General features: G+C 74.3%; 19 protein-coding genes. 12 read left to right on the forward strand and 7 right to left on the reverse strand.

Annotated features, from left to right (window positions below):
- The first annotated feature begins 162 nt into the window (after nt 1–162).
- Both ctaD and ACIQI7_RS29185 read left to right on the forward strand, forming a co-directional pair.
- A complete protein-coding gene (ctaD, locus tag ACIQI7_RS29180; RefSeq protein ID WP_401115515.1) occupies nt 163–1,878 on the forward strand; it encodes a cytochrome c oxidase subunit I in 1,716 nt (571 codons plus the stop codon).
- Nucleotides 1,875–2,270, forward strand: a complete 396-nt coding sequence (locus tag ACIQI7_RS29185; RefSeq protein WP_401115518.1) for a cytochrome c oxidase subunit 4 — start codon at nt 1,875–1,877, stop codon at nt 2,268–2,270. Before ctaD ends, ACIQI7_RS29185 begins: the two co-directional genes overlap by 4 nt.
- Here the strand turns inward: ACIQI7_RS29185 and ACIQI7_RS29190 are convergent.
- Together ACIQI7_RS29190 and ACIQI7_RS29195 are read right to left on the reverse strand one after the other, a co-directional pair.
- On the reverse strand, nt 2,236–3,945 hold the full coding sequence (locus ACIQI7_RS29190; RefSeq protein WP_401115521.1) for a cytochrome bc complex cytochrome b subunit: 1,710 nt from the start codon (nt 3,943–3,945) through the stop codon (nt 2,236–2,238). The two genes, ACIQI7_RS29185 and ACIQI7_RS29190, sit on opposite strands and share 35 nt — an antisense overlap.
- Nucleotides 3,946–4,078: 133 nt before the next feature.
- Complete coding sequence (locus ACIQI7_RS29195) at nt 4,079–4,501, reverse strand: SsgA family sporulation/cell division regulator (protein WP_401115524.1); 423 nt, start codon at nt 4,499–4,501, stop codon at nt 4,079–4,081.
- Nucleotides 4,502–4,689: 188 nt separating this feature from the next.
- On the opposite strand from ACIQI7_RS29195, the gene ACIQI7_RS29200 reads away from it, so the two are divergent.
- Entirely contained in the window at nt 4,690–5,298 is a 609-nt protein-coding gene (locus ACIQI7_RS29200; protein WP_401115527.1) for a hypothetical protein, read from the forward strand.
- 245 nt (nt 5,299–5,543) lie between these two features.
- A complete protein-coding gene (locus ACIQI7_RS29205) occupies nt 5,544–6,743 on the forward strand; it encodes an enoyl-[acyl-carrier-protein] reductase FabV (RefSeq protein ID WP_401115530.1) in 1,200 nt (399 codons plus the stop codon).
- A gap of 21 nt (nt 6,744–6,764) precedes the next feature.
- Here the strand turns inward: ACIQI7_RS29205 and ACIQI7_RS29210 are convergent, their stop codons facing one another.
- The 4 genes from ACIQI7_RS29210 to ACIQI7_RS29225 all read right to left on the reverse strand — a co-directional run bounded on the left by ACIQI7_RS29210 (nt 6,765) and on the right by ACIQI7_RS29225 (nt 10,211).
- Nucleotides 6,765–7,343, reverse strand: coding sequence for a hypothetical protein (locus tag ACIQI7_RS29210; protein ID WP_401115533.1), 579 nt, complete (start codon nt 7,341–7,343; stop codon nt 6,765–6,767).
- A 181-nt stretch (nt 7,344–7,524) separates the two neighbouring features.
- The gene (locus ACIQI7_RS29215) at nt 7,525–8,724 is read right to left on the reverse strand and encodes an NAD(P)/FAD-dependent oxidoreductase (RefSeq protein ID WP_401115536.1); all 1,200 of its coding nucleotides are present in this window, start codon (nt 8,722–8,724) and stop codon (nt 7,525–7,527) included.
- Nucleotides 8,721–8,918 carry a ferredoxin gene (locus tag ACIQI7_RS29220; RefSeq protein WP_401115539.1) on the reverse strand — a complete coding sequence of 66 codons (198 nt, stop codon included), beginning with the start codon at nt 8,916–8,918 and terminating at the stop codon, nt 8,721–8,723. Before ACIQI7_RS29220 ends, ACIQI7_RS29215 begins: the two co-directional genes overlap by 4 nt.
- Before the next feature lie 93 nt (nt 8,919–9,011).
- Nucleotides 9,012–10,211 carry a cytochrome P450 gene (locus ACIQI7_RS29225; RefSeq protein WP_401115542.1) on the reverse strand — a complete coding sequence of 400 codons (1,200 nt, stop codon included), beginning with the start codon at nt 10,209–10,211 and terminating at the stop codon, nt 9,012–9,014.
- Between the two features lie 186 nt (nt 10,212–10,397).
- On the opposite strand from ACIQI7_RS29225, the gene ACIQI7_RS29230 reads away from it, so the two are divergent.
- The 7 genes from ACIQI7_RS29230 to ACIQI7_RS29260 all read left to right on the forward strand — a co-directional run bounded on the left by ACIQI7_RS29230 (nt 10,398) and on the right by ACIQI7_RS29260 (nt 20,236).
- Entirely contained in the window at nt 10,398–10,994 is a 597-nt protein-coding gene (locus ACIQI7_RS29230) for a MarR family winged helix-turn-helix transcriptional regulator (RefSeq protein ID WP_401115545.1), read from the forward strand.
- A gap of 31 nt (nt 10,995–11,025) precedes the next feature.
- Nucleotides 11,026–12,525 carry a PTS transporter subunit EIIC gene (locus tag ACIQI7_RS29235; protein WP_401115548.1) on the forward strand — a complete coding sequence of 500 codons (1,500 nt, stop codon included), beginning with the start codon at nt 11,026–11,028 and terminating at the stop codon, nt 12,523–12,525.
- 227 nt (nt 12,526–12,752) lie between these two features.
- Nucleotides 12,753–15,914, forward strand: a complete 3,162-nt coding sequence (locus ACIQI7_RS29240; RefSeq protein WP_401115551.1) for a SpaA isopeptide-forming pilin-related protein — start codon at nt 12,753–12,755, stop codon at nt 15,912–15,914.
- Between the two features lie 171 nt (nt 15,915–16,085).
- Entirely contained in the window at nt 16,086–16,442 is a 357-nt protein-coding gene (locus ACIQI7_RS29245; protein WP_387755424.1) for an ArsR/SmtB family transcription factor, read from the forward strand.
- Nucleotides 16,443–16,571: 129 nt separating this feature from the next.
- On the forward strand, nt 16,572–17,855 hold the full coding sequence (locus ACIQI7_RS29250) for an MFS transporter (protein WP_401115556.1): 1,284 nt from the start codon (nt 16,572–16,574) through the stop codon (nt 17,853–17,855).
- A gap of 193 nt (nt 17,856–18,048) precedes the next feature.
- A complete protein-coding gene (locus tag ACIQI7_RS29255) occupies nt 18,049–18,858 on the forward strand; it encodes a hypothetical protein (protein WP_401115559.1) in 810 nt (269 codons plus the stop codon).
- Nucleotides 18,859–19,114: 256 nt separating this feature from the next.
- Nucleotides 19,115–20,236: an FAD-dependent oxidoreductase gene (locus tag ACIQI7_RS29260; protein ID WP_401115562.1), complete on the forward strand. Its 1,122-nt coding sequence runs from the start codon at nt 19,115–19,117 to the stop codon at nt 20,234–20,236.
- Between the two features lie 96 nt (nt 20,237–20,332).
- On the opposite strand, the gene ACIQI7_RS29265 is transcribed toward ACIQI7_RS29260, so the two are convergent.
- Nucleotides 20,333–20,671: a darcynin family protein gene (locus tag ACIQI7_RS29265; RefSeq protein ID WP_401115565.1), complete on the reverse strand. Its 339-nt coding sequence runs from the start codon at nt 20,669–20,671 to the stop codon at nt 20,333–20,335.
- Between the two features lie 119 nt (nt 20,672–20,790).
- Here ACIQI7_RS29265 and ACIQI7_RS29270 point away from each other — a divergent pair, with 119 nt between their 5' ends.
- Nucleotides 20,791–21,531, forward strand: a complete 741-nt coding sequence (locus tag ACIQI7_RS29270) for a TetR/AcrR family transcriptional regulator (protein ID WP_401115568.1) — start codon at nt 20,791–20,793, stop codon at nt 21,529–21,531.
- Nucleotides 21,532–21,556 lie beyond the last annotated feature (25 nt).

The following is a 21,556-nucleotide window of genomic DNA, read 5'->3' on the forward strand; positions in this document are numbered from 1 at the left end:
GCGCCGCACCCGGGCGCGGGCCCGTACCGCGTGGCGCCCCGGCGGCCCGGGCCGCCGCCGCTAGGGTCGGCGATGGCGTGCGAGGGCGGGCCCTCCGCTTGGGCCGGGGAGGGGATCGGCGCCGCGACCGGGGGGCGTCACCGGCTCCGCTGCGGAGGTTCCATGAGCGCTTCGTCCACCGCGCCGCCCCGTGCGCAGCACCGCACCCGGGCGCGCGTCCGGCAGGGCGGCACGCTGCTGCGCTGGCTGTTCACCACGGACCACAAGGTCATCGGGAACCTGTACCTGGTGACGGCCTTCGGCTTCTTCCTGGCCGGGGGCGTGATGGCGCTGCTGATGCGGGCCCAGCTGATGGGGCCGGACACCGGGCTGCTGTCGAACGAGCGGTACAACCAGCTGTTCACCATGCACGGCACGATCATGCTGCTGCTGTTCGCCACCCCGACCTTCGCCGGGTTCGCCAACGCGATCATGCCGCTGCAGATCGGCTCGCCGGACGTCGCCTTCCCCCGGCTGAACGCCTTCACCTACTGGGCCTTCCTGCTGGGCGGGCTGATGGTGCTGAGCGGCTTCCTCACCACCGGGGGCGCGCCCTCGTTCGGCTGGTTCGCGTACGCGCCGCTGAACGGGCCGCTGTTCTCGCCCGGGCCGGGCGGGGACCTGTGGGCGCTCGGCCTGGTGGTGGCCGGCCTGGGCACCATCCTGGGCTCGGTCAACTTCGTCACCACCATCACCTGCCTGCGGGCGCCGGGCATGACGCTGTTCCGGATGCCGATCTTCACCTGGAACGTGCTGTTCACCTCGGTCATGGTGCTGCTGGCCTTCCCGGTGCTGACCGCCGCGCTGCTCTGCCTGGAGGCGGACCGCAAGTTCGGTGCGCACGCCTTCGACGCGGCGAACGGCGGGGCGCTGCTGTGGCAGCACCTGTTCTGGTTCTTCGGCCACCCCGAGGTCTACATCGTCGCGATCCCCTTCTTCGGCATCGTCACCGAGATCATCCCGGTGTTCAGCCGCAAGCCGGTGTTCGGCTACTACGGGATGATCGGCGCGACGATCGCCATCACCGCGCTGTCCATGTCGGTGTGGGCGCACCACATGTTCGTGACCGGCCAGGTGCTGCTGCCGTTCTTCTCGATGATGTCCTTCCTGATCGCGGTGCCCACCGGGGTGAAGTTCTTCAACTGGGTCGGGACGATGTGGAACGGCTCGCTGTCCTTCGAGACCCCGATGCTCTGGTCGATCGGCTTCATGGTGACCTTCCTGTTCGGCGGGCTGAGCGGGGTGCTGCTGGCCGCGCCGCCGATCGACTTCCACGTCACCGACAGCTACTTCGTGGTGGCCCACCTGCACTACGTGCTGTTCGGCACGGTCGTCTTCGCGACCTTCGGGGGCTTCTACTTCTGGTGGCCGAAGCTCACCGGGAAGATGCTCGACGAGAGGCTGGGGAAGGTGCACTTCTGGATCCTGTTCGTGGGCTTCCAGACCACCTTCCTGGTGATGCACTGGCTGGGCGCCCAGGGGATGCCGCGCCGCTACGCGAGCTACCTGCCGGTCGACGGCTTCACCGCCCTGAACGTGTGCGCCTCGATCGGCTCGTTCCTGCTCGGGGTCTCCAACCTGCCGTTCTTCTACAACGTCTGGCGGACCACCCGGCACGGTGAGAAGGTCGCCGAGGACGATCCGTGGGGCTGGGGCCGGTCGCTGGAGTGGGCGACGTCCTGCCCGCCGCCGTCGCACAACTTCCACGCGCTGCCCCGGATCCGCTCCGAGTCGCCGGCCTTCGACCTGCACCATCCGGAGGTGCCCCCGGAGGAGTCGTCGGGCGGCGCCGCCGGGGTGCCGCGGGGCCGCAGCGGTGAGCGGGGGAGCGGGCGGTGAAGGCGGAGGGGTGGCTGTTCGCCGTCATGACGGCGTTCTTCGCGGTGACCGGGCTGGTCTACGGCTTCTGGGCGCAGGAGCCGGCCGGCAAGGCGATCCTGACGGTGGCGTTCCTGATGTCCGGCCTGGTCGCGCTGTTCTGGTTCGTCCAGCACCAGCGGCTGGGCGGCGGCCGGGCGCAGGACCGCGAGGAGGCCGAGATCGCGGAGGCCGCCGGGCCGGTGGGGTTCTTCCCGGCCCGCAGCGGCTACCCGGTCCTCGCGGCGGTCGGCGTGACGGTCTTCGCGCTGGGGCTGGTGTTCGCCCGGTGGCTGATCGTCGTCGGAGCCCTGGTGCTCGCGCTCTCGGTGGCCGGCTTCATCTTCCAGTACCGCGACCACGGCGCGGGCTGAGGCGGCGCAGCAGCCGCCGGAGCGGGCCGCCCGGGACGGGCCCGGGCGCCCGGGCGGCCCGCGGAACGGGGTGGGCCGGGGCGGTGAGGACGGCCGCGATGTGCGCCGACTCCCGCTCGGTGGAGGGCAGCTCGACGCGGTCGCGGTGGAACCAGGAGCTGGCCGCGGCGCGCACCCGCCGGCGCCGGGGCGCTCCCTCGGGTGCGGTCACCGGATCCGTCGCGGCGCGCGCCAGCAGCACGTACCGCTCGGCGGCGGGCACCGGGCGGTGGTGGCCGGTGAAGCCGCCGTCGTGGGACTGGTCGATCCGGCCGGTCTCGTCGCCGTCCAGCAGCCGGGCGCGGTCCCGGGCCTGCAAGGCCAGGCAGAGCCGCCGGGTGAGCGCGAAGACCACCGGCGGCAGCACGACCAGCGCCGCCCGCAGCGCCACGGTGAGCGCGTTGACGGAGACCTCGAAGGCGTACGCGATCACGTCGTTGCCGCCGGCGATCAGGAGCACCGCGTAGACGGTGACCCCGGCGGCGCCCAGGGCGGTACGGGTGGGCCGGTTGCGGGGGCGGTCGCACAGGTGGTGCTCGCCGCCGCCGGGGTCGAGCCACCGTTCGACGAAGGGGTAGGCGTACAGCGCCGCGAACAGCAGGCCGGGCACCACCAGGGCGGGCAGGAGGACGTTCCACGACACGGTGTGCCCGAGCACCCTGGTCTCCGCGGCCGGCATCAGCCGCAGCGCCCCCTCGATGAAGCCGATGTACCAGTCCGGCTGGGCGCCCGTCGCGACCACGTCGGGGCGGTAGGAGCCGTACCGCCAGATCGGGTTGACCTCGGCGAGGAACGCCGACAGCGCCATCACGCCGCCCACCGCGAACAGCAGGCCCACCGTGCGGGTCAGGAACTGGGGGAAGAACGGCATCCCCACCACGTTGCGGTTGGTGCGGCCGGGGGCGGCCCAGTGGGTGTGCTTCAGCACCACCACCAATGTCAGGTGCGCCCCGACCAGGGCCAGCAGCAGGCCGGGGACCAGGAGCACGTGCACGGTGAACAGCCGGGGGATGATCTCGTGGCCGGGGAACTCGCCGCCGAAGGCGAACAGGGTGAGGTAGGTGCCGACCAGCGGCACCGAGAGCAGCACGCCCTCGGCGATCCGCAGGCCGGTGCCGGAGAGGGTGTCGTCCGGCAGCGAGTAGCCGGAGAACCCCTCCAGCAGCGCGAGGTTGAACAGCGTCACCCCGATCACCCAGTTGAGTTCGCGCGGGCGGCGGAACGCCCCGGTGAAGAACACCCGCAGCAGGTGCACGCCGATCGCGGAGGCGAACAGCAGGGCCGACCAGTGGTGGATCTGGCGGATCATCAGCCCGCCCCGCACCTCGAAGCTGATCCGCAGGGTGGACGCGTACGCCTCGGACACCCGTACGCCGCTGAGCGGCAGGTAGGCGCCCCGGTAGACGACCTCGTTCATGCTCGGCTGGAAGAAGAGCGTCAGGTAGACGCCGGTCAGCAGCAGCACCACGAAGCTGTACAGCGCGAGTTCGCCGAGCAGGAAGGACCAGTGGTCCGGGAAGACCTTGCGCAGCAGCTCCCGGCCCGCCTCGGTGACCGGCAGCCGTCCGTCCAGGCCGGCCGTGACGCGCTCGCCGGCGGACGGCCGGCGCCCGTTCGAAGCCCTGGTTTCGTCCACGGCAGGAACCTAGTGGGCCGCGCGGCGCGCGGGGCGGCCGAGCGCCGCGGTTGCCGTGGCGGGCGGGGGCAGAGCACTCCAACGGCGCAACGGCGGGGTCGGCCCGTGCGGCGCGGGCCGGTCGACCGGGCGGTCAGTCCTCGTCGAGCAGCCGGGCGAGCGCGGCGTCCACGTCCAGGTGCTCGGACTCCGTGCCGGCCGGCACCAGCAGGAAGGAGTCCGACAGGAAGGCGGTGACCTCCCCCTCCGGCGCGCTGAGGACGGCCTGCCCGCCGTCGGGCCCGCGCAGGGTTATCAGGACCTCGCCCTCGTGCCCCGGGCTCACCAGGACGTCGCCGCTGCCGGTCGGCGCGTGCCGGCCCTCGTTCAGCAGCTCCCGGCTGAAGTACCAGCACACCTGGGCCTCGGACGGTGCGCACTCGCAGGGCGTCAGGGGGAAGGCCAGGCAGGCCGCGTAGGGGAGGTCGGGGTCGAACCGCAGCTCCGCGACGACCGGGACGTCGGGCAGCGGGCTGTGGGGGAAGGTGACGGGCATCGGGTGGACGGGCATCTGCATCGAAAGATCCTCCTGTGGCCGTGGCGCCGGTCCCCGGCGGTCCGGAGACCCTCACCCGCGCCTACCCGGTGCACCGGGACACAGTCGACGGGCACGCAATCTCCACAACTCGGTTGTGTCGACGGGCAGTTCGTCGGCGGAGCGGCACGGAGGTGGCGCCGTCCGGCCGGCCGGGGCATCATCGCGGGATGACGACGATCAAGACCCGGCGGGGGCGCCTCGGCCTTCCGGCACTGGCGGTGCTCGCCGTGCTGGCGGCGGGGTGCGGGACGAAGCACGCGGACACCGCCCAGGGCGTTGGCGCCGGTACGCCGACGGCGGCGGCCGCGACCACCGCTGCCGCGACCACGGCCGGGGGCGGGCCGGTCGACTTCCCCTGCCCCGGCGAGACCCCGACCCCGACCCCGACGCCCGCCCGTACCGAGACCCCCACCGCCGCGCCCACGCCGCCGCTCGACCACTACGCCGAGAACCACGGCTTCAAGGTGCCCATCCCGCTGCACGGCCAGAGCCGCTGCGACGGACTGGCGGCCGTGCGGCGCGTCAAGGCGGCGCTCGAACCGCTGCGCACGGCCGACGACTACACCCCGGACAGCACCCGCGGCCGGCTCACCGGCCTCGGCTACCCGGCGGAGAAGGTGAACGTGTACGCCGGCGCGCGGACCGCCGTCGGCTTCACCGTCCAGGCCGCCGGGATGTGCCTGGCCGGGACGGTGGTCCCCGACGCCGTCCGGGTGGAGGCCTTCTCCGGCTACCCGGACCACAACGGCTGCGACGAACCCCGGGGCGGCCACTGACTCCCACCGGGCGGGCGGCGCGGGGAGTCCACCGAGCTCCGGCGGGAGCCGGCGGCGGCGCCGGTCGACCCGGCCGTGCGGCGGTCGGGATAGCCGAAGCGGGACCGCGCCGCAATGACGACCTCCCACAAGCGCGGGCCGGATCTTCCGTGACGGCGTGGCAAAGGCCGCGCCCGTCGACGCGGATAGGCTCCGGACGAACGACACCAAGATCACGATCTCCGGATCGGAGAGGGCGCCACCGCGTGAGCAACCAGCAGATCACCCCCAAGCAGCGGGGCTACCTGATCGTCAACTCCCACCCCACCGGCAGCGCAGCCACCGTCGACCGCCAGTGGCAGCGCATCGAGCCCGCGGCACCGGCCGACCGGGCCCCGGTCGCCCTGATCCTCGGCGCCAGCGCCGGATACGGCCAGGCGCTCCTGCTCGCCGGGCTGCGCCGCCAGGGCATCCGTGGCGTCGGCGTCGGCTTCGAGGCCGCCGCCACCGAACGGCGCACCGCCACGGCCGGCTGGTACCGCACCGCCGCGACCTCGGCCCTGGTCGAGCGCGACGGCGGTGACTTCACCTTCGTCAACGCCGACGCCTACGCGGACGCCACCCGCGCCGAGGTGCTCAAGCTGCTCGCCGAGCGCTACGGCCCGGTCGACTACCTGGTCTACTCGCTCGCCTCGCCGCGGCGCACCGACCCGGCCACCGGCGAGGTCCACCACTCGGTGATCAAGCCGCTCGGCGCCCCGTACACCTCGCCGTCCCTGCTGTTCGACGACGGGGCCCCGCAGATCGGCACCGTCGACCTCACCCCGGCCGACGAGGCCGAGCGGGCGGCGACCGTCAAGGTGATGGGCGGCGAGGACTGGCGGCTGTGGGTGCGGGCGCTGGCCGAGGAGGACCTGCTCGGCCCCGGCTTCACCACCGTGGCCCTGTCCTACGTCGGCTCCGAGATCACCGCGCCGGTCTACCGGCAGGGCACGATCGGCGCCGCCAAGGAGCACCTGGAGGCCACCGCCGACGAGTTGCGGACCGGGATGCTCGCCGACCGCGGCCGGGCGTTCACCGTCGTCGCCGGCGCCGCCGTCACCCAGGCGTCCACCGCCATCCCCTCCATCGCCCTGTACACCTCGCTGCTGCGCAACGTCCTCGGCGAGGACGGCTGGCGCACCACCGACGACCAGGCCGTGGACCTGTGGGAGCAGCTGACCGGCGCGAAGGAGCCGGTCCTGGACGCGCAGGGCCGCATCCGCCTGGACGGCTGGGAGCTGGACCCCGGCGTGCAGGACCGGGTGCGGGAGCTGTGGGCCGACCCGGCGGCCGCGCTGGCCGCCGACCCGGCCGGGGCCGCCTGGTTCTACAACCAGTTCCGGCAGCTGTACGGCTGGGACGTCCCCGGCGTCGACTACACCGCCGGGGTCGAGACCTCGGTGCCCTGGCCCGGGCAGGCGTAGCAGCCCGGGGAGCGCCGGCCGTCACCCCGTCAGCGGACGGGACCGGTCCAGCAGCCGGACGGCGAGTGCCACCAGCAGGGCGGCGCCCAGCGCGTACACCGGCAGCCAGAGCGTGGTGGTGGCGGACAGGCAGCCGGCGACGGCGAGCCGGGCCTGTTCGTCCTGCGCGGTGGCGAGCGCGGCGCCGTCCCGGGCGGCCAGGTCGCCGAGGGCGGACTGCGCCTGCAGCCGCGCGTAGTCGCCCAGGTGGGGGCAGGTGCGGCGGGTGCCCGGCATCGGGAACAGCCAGGACCAGCGCTGCATCGCGGGGGCCAGGGCGAGGGCCGCGCTCAGCCCGACGACCAGCGCGTAGGCGGCCAGGTTCCGGGCGTAGCCGGCGCCGGCGTCCGTCGCGCGGGTCGGCGGGTGGGTGGAGGACAGGACCACCGCCAGGAGGGTCAGCCCGATGTAGGCGGAGAACCACTGCCACGTGCCGGAGGAGAGCGAGAACGCCAGTACGGCGGCCAGCGCGGTGCCCAGGACCCCGGCCCGGGAGCGTGCCGCCGGGACGGGGACGGGGGCCGCGGGCCCCGGGGCGGCTCGGCGGCTGCGGTCGTCCATGTGCGCTCTCCCCTGGCCGGCTGCGGGGCCACCAGTCTCCGGGCCCGGCCGTCCCGCGGCCCGCGCACCATGCCGGACCGCCCGCCGCCTCGCCCGGTTGGCGGGCGGACCGCAGCTGCCCGGTCGGTGAGCGGGTCCGTGCCTGCCCGGTCGGTCGGCGGACCGTGCGCCGCCCGGGGTCTCAGGCGGGCTCGGGCGGCCACGGACCGTGCGCCGCGACCCGGGCTCGCAGCCCGCGCAGCGCCCGCGCGGAGGCGATCCCCACCGCGCCGGTGACCAGGCCGTCCCGGACGCAGACGGCGGCGAAGCGGTGCTCCGCCAGGCTGCCGTCGACCACCTCGAACCGCTGCGCGCCGCCGGGCCGGCCGAACACCTGGACCCGAAGCCCGTACTGGTCGGTCCACAGGTAGGGGACCGGCCGGTAGGCCGTCCGGGCGCCGTCCGGCCCGGCCAGCAGGTTCCGGGCCGCGTGCATCGCCTGCTCGGTCGCGTTGGTGCGCTGTTCGAGGCGCCGGTGGCGGCCGGTTCGCGGGTCGGGCCAGGAGGCGGCGTCCCCGGCCGCCCAGACGCCGGGGCCGGCGGCGCAGTAGGCGTCGCAGACCACGCCGTCGTCCAGCGGGACGCCGCTGCCGGCCAGCCACTCGGTGGCCGGCTCCGAGCCGACGGCCATCAGCACGGCGTCGGCGGTCAGTTCGCAGCCGTCGGCCAGCCGGACGCCGACGGCCCGGCCGCACCGTTCGAGCAGCGCGGTGGCCACGCCCCGGTGGAGCCGCACCCCGTGCTCGCGGTGCAGGCCGGTCAGCAGCGCGGCCGTCTCGGCGCCCAGGACGGCGGCCAGCGGTGTGGCGGTGGAGGTCAGCCAGGTCACCTCGGCGCCGAGCCCGACGGCGGTGGCCGCCGCCTCGGCGCCCAGCAGCCCGCCGCCGACCACCAACAGCCGTACGCCCGCGCGCAGTTCCTCGCGCAGGGCGAGGGCGTCGGCGAGGGTGCGCAGCACGTGCGCCCCGGGCCGGGGCGCGTCGGCGCCGGGGAGCCGGCGCGGGCGGACCCCGGTGGCGACGACGACGGCGTCGCAGCGCACCCGCCGGCCGTCCGAGAGCCGCACGGTGCGTTCCCGGCGGTCCAGCCGCTCGGCGCGGACCCCGAGGCGCAGGTCGAGCCGGAGCCCGTCCAGCGCCTCGGGGCCGCGCAGGGCCAGGCGGTCGGGCTGCCACTCCCCGCCGAGCAGGTGCTTGGACAGCGGCGGCCGGTCGTACGGCGGCTCCGGCTCGGCCCCGATCAGGGTGAGGCGGCCGTCGTAGCCGGAGCGGCGCAGCGCCTCGGCGGCGTGCAGCCCGGCCGCGCCGGCGCCGACCACGGCCACGTCCCGCAGTGCGGTCACACCTGCTCCAGGCTGATCGCCGAGGCGGGGCAGACCGCGGCGGCGTCCCGGACGGCCTGGTGGAGCCCGGCGGGCGGTTCGGCGTCGAGCAGGACGACGATGCCGTCCTCGTCGCGCTGGTCGAAGACGTCGGGGGCGGCGAGCACACAGTGCCCGGCGCCGCAGCACTTCTCCTGGTCGATCCGGACGAGCATGGTCTTCCCTTCGGAGCGGGGGCCCCGCGGTCGCGAACTGCGCCGCGGAGCAGGTGGGTCGGAGTGGTCGGGACGGTCAGCGGGGGGAGCCGGTCACCAGGTGACCGGCAGCTCGTGGACGCCGTAGACGAGCATCTCGCCGCGGAAGCGGACCTCCTCGAACGGGACGGCCAGGCGCAGCCGGGGCAGCCGCCGCAGGACGGTGGCCAGCGCGATCTGCAGCTCCAGCCGGGCCAGCGGCTGTCCCAGGCACTGGTGGCCGCCGAAGCCGAAGGCCAGGTGGCGGCGGGCGTCGCGGGTCAGGTCGAGCTCGTCGCCGCCGGGGAACTCGCGCTCGTCCCGGTTGGCGGTGTTGACCATGCAGACGACGCCCTCGCCCGCCCTGATCCGCACGCCGTCCAGGTCGACGTCCTCGGTGGCGACCCGGGACAACCCGGAGTGCACGATGGTCAGGTAGCGCAGCAGCTCCTCGACCGCGCCGGGCACGGACCCGGGGTGCTCGCGCAGGTGGTCGAGCTGGTCGGGGTTGCGCAGCAGGGCGAGGACGGAGAGCGCGGTCATGTTCGCGGTGGTCTCGTGTCCGGCGATCAGCAGCAGCCGGCCCATCGAGCCGATCTCCTCGGTGCTCAGCTCGCCGCGCTCCAGCAGGCGGCTGAGGATGCCGTCGTCGGGCCGGGCGCGCTTGGCCTCGGTGAGGTCGACCAGGTAGTCGACCAGCTCGGCCTGGGCGGCGGTGACCTGCTCGGGGGTGGCGGAGCGGTGCAGCAGGACGCGGCTGCGCTCCTGGAAGAAGTCGTGGTCCTGGTAGGGGACGCCGAGCAGCAGGCAGATCACCAGGGAGGGCAGCGGCAGGGCGAACTCGCGGACCAGGTCGCCGTGCGAGCGGCCCTCGGTCATCCGGTCCAGCAGGTCGTCGGCGATCCGCTGGACCTCGGGGCGCAGCGCCTCGACCTTCTTGATCATGAACTCGCCGGTCAGCATCCGGCGGTGGCGGGAGTGCTCGGGCTCGTCCATCCGGATGATGGTGGGCCGGCCGGTGTTCAGCTGCCGGGCGCCCGCGCTGATGAACGGGAAGCCGGGCCGGGTGGAGTCGGAACTGAACCGGGGGTCGGAGAGGACCGCCTTGACGTCCTCGTGGCGGGTGACCAGCCAGCTGGTGGAGCCGTCCCACAGGGAGACGCGGCTGACCGGTTCCTCCTGCCGGGCCTGCCCGTAGGCGGGCGGCGGGTCGAACGGGCAGGTGCCGCGGGCGGCGGGGTGGGTGAAGCGCGGGGTCCTCTCGGTGGTGGCCATCGGTGAATCCCCTTCCGGGAGTTGGGCCGGGCGTAATTACGTGCCCAAAGCAACTAACTGAACGTCACGCTAACTCGCGTTCCGTGGTGGCGAAAGGGCGTACCGGGTGTCGGCCGAATCTGTCCGGAATCCGGCCATGCTTCCCCGTCCGGACCGCCGTCGGCACCCGATCGCTACAGTTCCCCCATGTCGGACGAAGAAGACGCCGAAGACGCCCGGACCACCGCCTCCCCGCCGGAGGCCCTGGACGGCCTGGAGGACGTACTGGCCACGCTGACCTACCTGCTGACGCGGTCCCAGGAGCACGAGCGCCGCACCGCGCGGGCCGGCATCACCGCCAACCGCTCGGACGTCTACCTGCTGCGCGCGCTCGCCGAGGGCGCGGGGGCCAGCCGGGTGAGCGACCTGGCCGACCGCCTGATGGTCAAGCCCTCCCACGTGACCCGGCAGATCGACCGCCTCCAGGGCCAGCAGCTGGTGGAACGCAGCCAGGACGAGCTGGACCGGCGGGCCCGCCAGGTGGCCATCACCCCCGACGGACGGGAACTGCTCGACCGCCTGAAACAGGCCAACATCGCCGGACTCGCCGGGGCGCTGGACGGCGTGCCCGAGCCGGACGTCGCCGCGACCGTCAGCGTGCTGCGCCATCTGATCGACCGGTACGTGCACCGGGTGCGCACCATGCGGGCCGAGGAGGACCCGCTCGCGGACCGGGCGGACGGTGCCGCCCGCCCCCCGGCGACGGCCGCCCGGCTCGGCTCCGCCGCGCACGCCGGCGGTTGAGCCCGGGGAGCGCCCGGGTACGTCCCCCGGCATGTCGGACGAGAAGAACCGCGCCGTGGCCGAGGCGATCCTCCCGCTGGTCGGTGGCGCCGCCAACATCCACTCGGTCACCCACTGCATGACCCGGCTGCGGCTGGGCCTGACGGACCGCTCCCTGGTCGACACCGACGCGCTGCGGGCGCTGCCGGCGGTCCTGGGTACGGTCGAGGACGACACCTACCAGATCGTGCTCGGGCCCGCCGCCGTCGCCGGGGTCACCGGGCAGCTGCGCCGCCTCCTGGAGCCCGCCGCCGCACCGGCGGGAGCGGCCGCACCGGCGGGAGCGGCCGGAACGGGGGGAGCGGCCGCGCCGGGGGGCCGGGACGCCACCACCGCCGAGGCGCTCGCCGGGCGCGGCGAGCGCCTGCGGGCCGAGGCCCGGCAGCGCAACGCCACCCCGGTGAAGCTGGCGCTGCGCCGGATCGCGAACATCTTCGTCCCGCTGATCCCCGCCCTGATCGGCTGCGGCATCGTCGCCGGCCTCTCCGGCGCCCTCGCCAACCTCGGCTGGGCGCCGGCCCTGGTCGCCGCGCTGGGCCCGGTCTCCTCCGGGTTCATGTCCCTGATCGCCGTCTTCGTCGGCTACAACACGGCGAAGGAGTTCGGCGGCACACCCGTGCTCGGTGGGGCCGTGGCGAGTGTGATCGTCTACGCCGGGGTCGCCAAGGTGGAGGCCTTCGGGCACCACCTCACCCCGGGGCAGGGCGGGGTGGTCGGGGCGCTCGGCGCCGCGCTGCTGGCGGTCCACCTGGAGCGCTGGACCCGTCGGCTGGTGCCCGATGCCCTGGACGTGCTGGTCACCCCCACCGTCACCGTCCTGCTCGGCGGGCTGGCGGCGCTGTTCGGGCTGATGTTCGTCGCGGGGGAGGTCTCCACCGCCATCGGCCACGGCGCCACCTGGCTGCTCGCCCACGGCGGCCTGCTCGCCGGGCTCGTGCTCGGCGGCCTCTTCCTGCCACTGGTCATGCTCGGCCTGCACCAGGCGCTGATCCCGATCCACACCACCCTGATCCAGCAGCAGGGCTCCACCGTCCTGCTGCCGATCCTCGCCATGGCCGGCGCCGGGCAGGTCGGCTGCGCGGTGGCCGTCTACCTGAGGCTGCGGCACAACGCCTCCCTCCGGGCCACCATCAGGTCCGCCCTCCCGGCCGGCCTGCTCGGCGTCGGCGAGCCCCTGGTCTACGGGGTGACCCTGCCGCTGGGGCGCCCCTTCGTCACCGCCTGCGTCGGCGGCGCCGCGGGCGGCGCCTTCGTCGGGGCGGCCGGCCAGCTCGGCGACACGGTCGGCTCCACCGCGATCGGGCCCTCCGGCTGGGCCCTGTTCCCGCTGCTGGCCGACTCGCACGGGCTCCTCGCGGGCGCCGCCGTCTACGGCGGCGGGCTGCTGACCGGCTACCTCGCGGGCTTCCTGGCCACGTACTTCTTCGGCTTCACCCGCGAGACCCTCGCCGAGTTCGACGCCCCCGCCGCCGCGGGCGGGACCCCCGGATAGCGGCGGACAGCCACCGAGGCGGTCGGCGGCGGCCCGGTGAGGGCGGGCGCGCACAGACCCGGCGGTCGGCGGCACCGGGCCCGGTCGGGGACGGACCGGGCCCGGTGCCGCCGACCGGGTGCACCGGCGCGGCGTTCAGGCGAAACCGCTCGCGTGTCACCGCCGCCCGGCGCGGCGGCCCAGGAAACTCCGAGGGCCGTACTGGATCCACAGATGGAAGGACTGAGGTGAAGCCCAGTCAGAATCCGGCGCCCGCCGCCACCTGGAGACGCCGACTCGGCAGGGCGATGGGCTCCGCCCTGGCCCTGGCGCTCGTCCCCTTCGGCATGTCGCTCGTCGCACCGACGGCCGCCCACGCGGCCGGCCTGCCCGGAGGGCTCGGACCCTGCCTGGGCGCGGACTGCCCGGCCACGTTCCCGCCGATCAACAACGGCCCCTTCGCCGGACGCGACGCCGGCGTGAACATCTTCGTCGGCGGCGACTTCAACGTCAGGGGTTCGGCCGCGGAGGCCGAGGGCCACGTGGTGACCCTCGGCAACTTCGACCAGAACAAGGCGGCCGGCGTCAGCTCGGTCTACAACATCGGCATCGTCGGCGTGGGCTCCCGCGTCCCCCCGCCGGACGGCGCCGACTTCCTCACCGCCGGCGGCACCGTCACCATCGCCCCAGGGCAGACCCTCCTGGCGGACGGGGGCGTGGTCCGCTACGCGGGCACCGCCACGGGCAACATCACCGGCACGAAGGTCCAGGACCCGCAGGCGGTGGCCGCCTACACGCCGCTGCGCGGTCAGCTGCAGACGGCGAGCGAGTGCTACGCCGGGGTCGGCACGCCCCGCCCCGCCACCGGGACCGCCGTCAACCAGGGGTACCAGACCCTGTTCACCGGCGACGGCACCTCCGCCCTCCAGGTCTTCAACGTCGACTTCGACCTGGTCGGGAACGGGGGCGGCACCCAGGGCATCGCGTTCGCCGGCATCCCCGCGAACGCCACGGTGCTGGTCAACCTCGTGGGCGGCGCCCGCACCATCAACACCTACAGCGGCAGCCTGGTGGACACCGACCCCTGGAACCAGCTGCGCGAGCGCCTGCTGTGGAACTTCCCCACCGCGACGACCGTCACCCTCACGGGCTCGGGGCAGTTCCAGGGCAGCGTGCTGGTCGGCAACCCGGCCAGCACCGCCACCATGAACCTGCCCGGCCTGAACGGACGGTTCTTCACCACCGGTTCGCTGCTGCACAACTCGGGCTCGGGGATGACCGGCACCGAGTTCCACGCCTATCCCTTCAACGGCGACCTCCCGGAGTGCGGCACCCCGCCGGCGCCCACCGGCTCGACCAGTGTGACGAAGGTCGACTCCGTCACCTCGAAGCCGCTGGCGGGCGCGGTCTTCCAGCTGTGGCGTGAGACCAACGACGTCCCCGGCCTGCAGACCTCGGGCACCGACCCGGACACCAAGGTCGGCGCCCCCTGCACCACCGGGGCGGACGGCGTCTGCTCCACGGCCGACCTCCCGCTGGGCACCTACTACTGGGAGGAGACCGCCGCTCCTCCCGGCTACGACCTGCCGCAGCCCGCGGTGACGACCGTGGTGCTCAGCACCGGCGGGCAGAACGTGCCGGTCACCGTCAGGGACACCCTGAGCCCGGTCGTCGAGACTGGCTCGACCAGTGTGACGAAGGTCGACTCGGCGACCTCGCGGCCGCTGGCGGGGGCGACCTTCCAGCTGTGGCACGAGACCAACGGCGTGGCCGGCCTGCAGACCACCGGGGCGAACCCGGACACCGCGGTGGGTTCGCCGTGCGTGACCCCGGCGTCGGGCGTCTGCTCGGCGAGCGACCTGCCGCTGGGCACGTACTACTGGCAGGAGACGGCCGCTCCTCCCGGCTACGACCTGCCCGGGCTCAACGTGACCACGGTCGTGCTGAACACCAACGGGCAGAACGTCCCGGTCACCGTGGACAACACCGAGACCGCCGCTCCCACCGCGTCCACCAGCGTGACGAAGGTCGACTCCGCGACCTCCCAGCCGCTGGCGGGGGCGACGTTCCAGCTGTGGCACGAGACCAACGGCGTGGCCGGTCTGCAGACCACCGGGGCGAACCCGGACACCGCGGTGGGTTCGCCGTGCGTGACCCCGGCGTCGGGCGTCTGCTCGGCGAGCGGCCTGCCGCTGGGCACGTACTACTGGCAGGAGGTCTCGGCCCCCAACGGGTACGACCTGCCCGAACTCAACGTGACCACCGTGGTGCTGGACGCGAACGGGGAGAACGTGCCGGTCACCGTCCAGGACGCCAAGACGAGCGCTCCCGTCGGCGCCACCACCGTCACCAAGGTCGACTCCGTCACGGGGCGGCCGCTGGCGGGGGCGACGTTCCAGCTGTGGCACGAGACCAACGGCGTGGCCGGCCTGCAGACCACCGGGGCCAACCCGGACACCGCGGTGGGCTCGCCGTGCGTGACCCCGGCGACGGGTGAATGCGTCGCGGAGGGTCTGCCGCTGGGCACCTACTACTGGCAGGAGACCGACGCTCCTCCCGGGTACGACCTGCCGCAGCAGGCCGTGACGACCGTGGTGCTGGACACCGGCGGGCAGCACGTCAGGGTCACCGTCAAGGACGTGAAGTCGGTCGTCCCGACCGGCTCCACCTCCGTCACCAAGGTCGACGCCGAGACCGGCCGCCCGCTGGCCGGCGCCGTGTTCCAGCTGTGGCACGAGACCAACGGCGTTCCGGGCCTGCAGACCACCGGGGCCGACCCGGACACCAAGGTCGGCGCCCCGTGCGTCACCCCGGCCACGGGCGTCTGCTCCACCGACGACCTCGCGCTGGGCGTGTACTACTGGCAGGAGACCGTGGCGCCGCCCGGCTACGAGCTGCCGCGGCCCGCGGTGACCACCGTCGTCCTCGACGGACGCCGGCCGGACGTCCAGGTCACCGTCAAGGACGTGAAGACGGTCCTTCCGACCGGCTCCACCTCCGTCACCAAGGTCGACGCCGACACCGGCCACCCGCTGGCGGGGGCGACCTTCCAGCTGTGGCACGAGACCAACGGTGTCCCCGGCCTGCAGACCACCGGGGCCGACCCGGACACCGCCGTGGGCTCGCCGTGCGTGACCCCCGCGTCGGGCGTCTGCTCCGCGGAGGGTCTGCCGCTGGGCACGTACTACTGGCAGGAGACCGCGGCGCCGCCCGGGTACGAGCTGTCGCAGCCCGCGGTGAGCACGGTCGAGCTGACCGAGGACTGCCCGTGCGTGGCGATCACGGTCGAGGACCGGCAGGAGTGCCCGCCGCCGCCGTGTCCGCCCACCCCCTGCCCGCCGGGTGACGAGTGGCGGCAGACCCTGCGTCACACCGCCGTCCCGGGCTCCCTGTGGGGCGCGAACGCCTGATCCGATGACCCGGCCGGAGGAGTCCACGGCGGCCTCTCCGGCCGGGCGCGTCGGGCCGGCGCTGCCCGGCGCTTCGGCCGGTCCGGTCTGTCAACCGGACCGGCCGAAGCGCTGTCACGGCCCGGACGGCCCGGACGGCGCGCCGGGACGCCGGGGCCCTACGATGGCGCCATGAGCGGCAGCCTTCAGGTATCAGGTGCGCACCATGCGCAGGAGCGTCGGGACGACGAGCGGCTGGAGGCCGCGGCCGGCATCCTGGCGCTGCTCGCGGACCGCACCCGGCTCGCCCTGCTCCAGCGGCTGAGCGCCGGCGAGGCCGACGTGACCACGCTCACCGAGGCGGCCGGAGCCCCCCGGACCTCGGTCAGCCAGCACCTCGGCAAGCTCCGGCTGGCCGGCCTGGTCACCGCCCGCAAGGACGGCCGGCGCGTCGTGTACGCGCTGCGCCACGGCCATCTGCGCCGGCTGGTCGACGAGGCGCTGAGCGTCGCCGACCACCAGATCGGCGGACTCCCGCCGCACGACTGACCCCGTTCCTCCCGCCCGTGCCCTCCGGGGTGCGGGCCGTTCTTTCCTCAACACGTGCACATGCATGCACATGTTGACCTATCCTGGTCGTGTCGTCCTGCCGCGCCCGGTCCCGAGCGGGGGTCCCTCATGCTGTCCGTGCTGCGCAACCGCACCTACCTGCACCTGTTCGCCGCCCAGACCGTCGCCCTGGTGGGCACCGGCCTCGCCACGGTGGCGCTCGGCCTCCTCGCGTACGACCTCGCCGGAGCGGACGCCGGATCGGTGCTCGGCACCGCGCTGGCGATCAAGATGCTCGCGTACGTCGGCATCGCGCCGGTGGTCACCGCGGTGGCCCACCGCATCCCGCGCCGGCGCCTGATGGCCGCCTCCGACCTCATCCGGGCCGCCGTCGCCCTCACCCTGCCCTTCGTGGCGGAGGTGTGGCAGGTCTACGTCCTGATCTTCGTCCTGCAGTGCGCCTCGGCGGCCTTCACCCCGGCCTTCCAGTCGGTGATCCCCGAGGTGCTGCCCGAGGAGCGGGCGTACACCCGCGCACTGTCGCTGTCCCGGCTCGCCTACGACACCGAGAGCCTGGTCAGCCCGGCGCTCGCGGCCGCCCTGCTCGCCCTGATCAGCTACAACTGGCTGTTCTGGGGCACCGCCGCCGGGTTCCTCGCCTCCGCCGCCCTGGTGCTCTCCGCCGTCCTGCCCAAACCGGTCCGGCCGGAGCGGGTGGAGGCGGGCGGGGGCGTCCTCGCCAGGTCCGTCCGCGGCACCCGGCTGTTCCTCGCCGTGCCCCGGCTGCGCGCGATGCTCGCCCTGGACCTCGCGGCGGCCGCCGGCAGTGCCATGGTGATCGTCAACACCGTCGTCTACGTCCGCGGCCGGCTCGGCCGGCCCGCCACCGACGTCCCGGTCGCGCTCGGTGCCTACGGGGCCGGGTCGATGGCCGTGGCCCTGCTGCTGCCCCGGGTGCTGGACCGGCTGCCGGACCGGATCGTGATGATCCCGGCGGCCTTCGGGATCGTCGGCCTGTTCACCCTGCTCGCCGCGCTCACGGCCGCCGGGCCGGGCGCCTGGCGCTGGCCCGTCCTGCTCGCCGTCTGGGCCGCCTTCGGCGCGGTCGGCTCGCTGATCCTCACCCCGACCGGCCGCGTGCTGCGCGACTCGGTTGCCGGGCAGGACCTCCCGGCGGTCTTCGCCGCCCAGTTCTCGCTCTCCCACGGGTGCTGGCTGCTCACCTACCCGCTGGCCGGCTGGCTCGGGGCGACCCTCGGCCTCACCGCGGCCTCCGCCGCGCTCGGCACCCTCGCCCTGGCCTCCGGCGTACTGGCCGCCCGCGCCTGGCGCGGGGTCCCCGGGCGGGCGGCACCCGTCCCGGCGCCGGCCCCGGTGGAGGGTGCGGAGCGGGACGCCGCGCTGCCCGGCTGACCCGCCCCGGCGGCCGTACGGGTGGCCGGATCGGCACCCTTCCCAACCGGCGGACAGCGCGTTATGGATGTTCCATCGGAACGAGGAGGTGTCCTGATGAGCGCGGCCGGCGACGAGCACACCCCGGGTGGGCCGATGCGGATGACCCGGTTCGACGACCTCTACGGCCGACCGGACCCCCGGTCGTACTTCGGTGTCCTGGGAGCACTGGAGTACCAGATACCCCATCACGCCCAGAGCGTCTTCCGCGGCCTGCTGCCCCTGGCCGGCCTCCCCGGACCTCCCGGGCGCCCGGCGGGCCGCCAGGGCCGCGAGCCGGGGGGCCACGGTCCTGGACGTCTGCTGCTCGTACGGCATCAACGCGGCCCTGCTCAACCACCGGGTCACGCTGGAGGAGCTGTACGACCGCTACACCTCGCCGCGGATCGTCCGGCTGACGACCGCCGAACTGATCGAGTCGGACCGGAAGTTCTTCGCCGAGCGCCGTCGTCCGGACGCCGTGCCCGTGATCGGCCTCGACATCTCCGCGCCGGCCGTCGCCTACGGCCTCGCCGCCGGCCTGCTCGACATGGGGTTCGTCGAGAACCTGGAGACGGACGCGCCGAGCCCGGAGTTGTACCGGGCCACCCGCGGCACCCGGCTGATCACCCTGACCGGCGGGGCGAGCTTCCTGTCCGCCCGCACCTTCCGTCCGCTGCTGGAAGGCCGGTGGGAACCGCCGTGGGTGGCCGCCTTCGTGCTGCGTACGGTCTCCTACCGGGACATCGCCGACGGGCTGGCCCCGCTGGGCCTGACCACGGAGCGGGACACCTCCCGCACCTACCCGCAGCGGCGCTTCACCGACGCCGACGAACAGCGCTACGCCGTCGCCGCGGTGGCCGCGGCCGGCGAGGATCCACGCGGCAAGGAGACCGAGGGCCTCTTCCACACCGCCCTGCACCTGACCCGGCCCGCCGCGCAGGCGACCGCCCGTCCGCTGCCGGCCCTGTTGCGCGACCGGTGAACCCGCCCGGTGATCCGTGCGGTGGCCTGGTCCGCGGTCCGTCGTCCGGCACGGTCGCGGCGCGCTGTCGCCTGGTGGCCGGGCTATAGTCACGAGGTCGCGAAAAACGATGTTCCGCGGACCACCCGCCGGACATCGCTCGTACATCGATGCAGATGGTTCTGATCGGTGAGCGTCTCCTCGCCGAGACCGGGCGTTCCGTCCGCTCCCGGCGCCGACCACCGCCGGCGCGTGCCGGCCAACGGAGGAGCGCAGCATGCGGAAGACCATCGCGATCGTCGGAGCAGGACTGGGCGGGCTGACGCTGGCGCGGGTGCTCCAGGCCCACGGCGTCGCCGCGACGATCTACGAGGGTGAGGCTTCGGCGAAGGCCCGAACGCAGGGCGGCCTGCTCGACATCCAGGTGGAGACCGGACAGGTCGCGCTCCGCGCGGCCGGTCTGTACGACGAGTTCCTCACGCTGGTCCGCCCGGGCGAGGATGCCAAGCGCGTGGTGGACCGCCACGGCACGATCCTGTTCGACCTGCCCGCGGACCCCGGTTCGGCCCGTCCGGAGGTGGATCGGGGCGAACTGCGGCGCCTGCTCATCGACTCGCTGGCGCCCGGGACGATCAGGTGGGGTCACAGGCTCGCCTCGATCCGGCACGGGGTGGGCGGCGGTTACGACCTCACCTTCGCGCAGGGTTCCGCCGTGCGCGCCGACATCGTCATCGGTGCGGACGGCGCCTGGTCGAAGGTGCGTCCGCTGCTCACCCCCGCCGAGCCTGCCTACAGCGGAACCTGCTTCGTCGAGATCGCCCTCGCCTCGGGCGGCCGGGGCGGCCGGGAGAGCGTGGCCGAGACCGGCGGCGGCACGCTGATGGCCGTCGCGCCGGGCAGAGGCATCATCGCGCACCGCTACGCCGACGGGCGCGTGCGCGGATACGCGGCGCTGAACAAGTCCGAGGAGTGGATGAGGTCGATCGACTTCGGCGACCCGTCCGCCGGCCTCCGTCGACTCGCTGACCAGTTCGACGGCTGGTCGCCGCTGCTCACCGCCTTCGTGACGCAGAGCGACACGCAACCGTGGCTCCGACCCGTCTACGCCCTGCCCGTCGGGCTCACCTGGGACAGGGTGCCCGGTGTGACGCTCGTCGGCGACGCCGCGCACCTGATGTCGCCCTTCGCCGGCGAGGGTGCGAACCTCGCCATGTACGACGGCGCGGACCTGGCGGGCGAGCTGATCGGGCAACCCGACGCCGAGGTCGCGCTCGCCGCCTACGAAGAGCGGCTGTTCGTGCGCGGCGGCGACGCCGCCCGTCGCTCGGAGCGGAACCTGGAGGTCTTCTTCGGCCCGGAGGCACCGCGGAGCGTGGTCACCCTGTTCGACCGTTCCTGACACCCCGGTCCGGGTTCCGCAGGTCGGCGCCCGCGGGAGCCGCGACCGGCCGCTGGCCGTGTTGCGGCCGGCCCGCGGGCACGACGGCGTCCGTGCTCATGCGGCGTGCTCCGTCAGGGCGCGCTCGAAGTGCTGGTAGCCGTCCTCGATGCCCAGCACGACGTCCTTGAACTCGAGGTAGCCCTGGTGGATCAGCGGGGTGTCCCGCAGCTCCTCGACCAGGTGGTAGTAGGCCGTCAGGTCCTCGGTCTCCAGCAGCGCGAAGTCGGTGAAGCGGGTCTGGAAGGCCTCCGCGTCGAAGAAGCGCGTCCGCACCCGGTCCGCGTACTTCGCGACCAGCGGGGCGAGGTGGGTCTCGCGCAGGTGGTTGCGCTCGGGCCGGGACAGCGCCAGCCACCGGGTGGTGAACGAGTAGCCGAGAACGATCATGTACATCGGACGAATCCCCCTGAGGTCGCGACGGGATGACGGCCGGGCCGGCCGTCATCCCGTCGAAGTGCTAACGGTGTAAGCTAAAGCTGACACCGTTAACAAAGTCAAGCCGGGGAGACCGGATGCCCGAGAAGCCGCCCACCCGACGCGAGCGCCAGCGCGAGCGGACCGCCGCCGAGATCGTCGCCGCGGCGCGCACCCTCCTCGCCGAGGAGGGCCCCACGGCGCTCACCCTGCGCGCCACCGCCCGGGCGGTCGGGATGACCGCCCCCGGCGTCTGCCGCTACTTCCCCGACCACCGCGCCCTGGTCCAGGCCGTCGTCGCCGACCTCTACCTCGACCTCGCCGCCGGGCTGGAAGCCGCCCGCGACCACCGCCCCGACGCCCCGACCCCGGAACGCCTCGCCGACGCCGCCCGCGCGCTGCGCCGCTGGGCGCTCGCCCACCGGGCCGAGTTCACCCTGATCTTCGGCAAGCCGGTCCCCGACGCCGGCACCGCGCCCGAGGACCCCGCCCACGACGCAGGCTGGCGCTTCGGCCAGGTCTTCCTCGGCCTGATGGTCCGGCTGTGGCGCGAGGGCGTCATCCGCCCGGCAGCCGTCCCGGACCCGGCCCCGTCGTGGTGGTCCCAGTTCGACGACCTGCGCGAGCACCTCACCGAGCCCGTCCCGCTACCGGTGCTGGCCGCCTTCGTCCAGGCGTGGACCCGGATCTACGGCCTCGTCGCCCTGGAGGCGTTCGGCCACCTCGACTTCACCCTCGCCGACCCCGAGCCCTTCTTCGAACAGACCCTCCGCGACACCCTCGGCGCGCTCTGCGCTTCCACGGCCGGATCCGCCGAGCGCGCCGGAGGCCGCCCCTGACGGCAGGCGGGCTCCGGCGCGGGGA

The sequence above is a fragment of the Kitasatospora sp. NPDC092039 genome (genome assembly GCF_044756065.1).
Lineage (GTDB): Bacteria > Actinomycetota > Actinomycetes > Streptomycetales > Streptomycetaceae > Kitasatospora.

What these genes read in the sequence shown, in the direction of transcription:
- ACIQI7_RS29250 (WP_401115556.1), top strand. Translation starts at nt 16,572, where the DNA reads ATGCTGTCCGTGCTGCGCAACCGCACCTACCTGCACCTGTTCGCCGCC.
- ACIQI7_RS29235 (WP_401115548.1), top strand. Translation starts at nt 11,026, where the DNA reads ATGTCGGACGAGAAGAACCGCGCCGTGGCCGAGGCGATCCTCCCGCTG.
- ACIQI7_RS29225 (WP_401115542.1), bottom strand. Translation starts at nt 10,211, where the DNA reads ATGGCCACCACCGAGAGGACCCCGCGCTTCACCCACCCCGCCGCCCGC.
- ACIQI7_RS29195 (WP_401115524.1), bottom strand. Translation starts at nt 4,501, where the DNA reads ATGCAGATGCCCGTCCACCCGATGCCCGTCACCTTCCCCCACAGCCCG.
- ACIQI7_RS29200 (WP_401115527.1), top strand. Translation starts at nt 4,690, where the DNA reads ATGACGACGATCAAGACCCGGCGGGGGCGCCTCGGCCTTCCGGCACTG.
- ACIQI7_RS29265 (WP_401115565.1), bottom strand. Translation starts at nt 20,671, where the DNA reads ATGTACATGATCGTTCTCGGCTACTCGTTCACCACCCGGTGGCTGGCG.
- ACIQI7_RS29210 (WP_401115533.1), bottom strand. Translation starts at nt 7,343, where the DNA reads ATGGACGACCGCAGCCGCCGAGCCGCCCCGGGGCCCGCGGCCCCCGTC.
- ACIQI7_RS29260 (WP_401115562.1), top strand. Translation starts at nt 19,115, where the DNA reads ATGCGGAAGACCATCGCGATCGTCGGAGCAGGACTGGGCGGGCTGACG.
- ctaD (WP_401115515.1), top strand. Translation starts at nt 163, where the DNA reads ATGAGCGCTTCGTCCACCGCGCCGCCCCGTGCGCAGCACCGCACCCGG.
- ACIQI7_RS29245 (WP_387755424.1), top strand. Translation starts at nt 16,086, where the DNA reads ATGAGCGGCAGCCTTCAGGTATCAGGTGCGCACCATGCGCAGGAGCGT.
- ACIQI7_RS29230 (WP_401115545.1), top strand. Translation starts at nt 10,398, where the DNA reads ATGTCGGACGAAGAAGACGCCGAAGACGCCCGGACCACCGCCTCCCCG.
- ACIQI7_RS29220 (WP_401115539.1), bottom strand. Translation starts at nt 8,918, where the DNA reads ATGCTCGTCCGGATCGACCAGGAGAAGTGCTGCGGCGCCGGGCACTGT.
- ACIQI7_RS29270 (WP_401115568.1), top strand. Translation starts at nt 20,791, where the DNA reads ATGCCCGAGAAGCCGCCCACCCGACGCGAGCGCCAGCGCGAGCGGACC.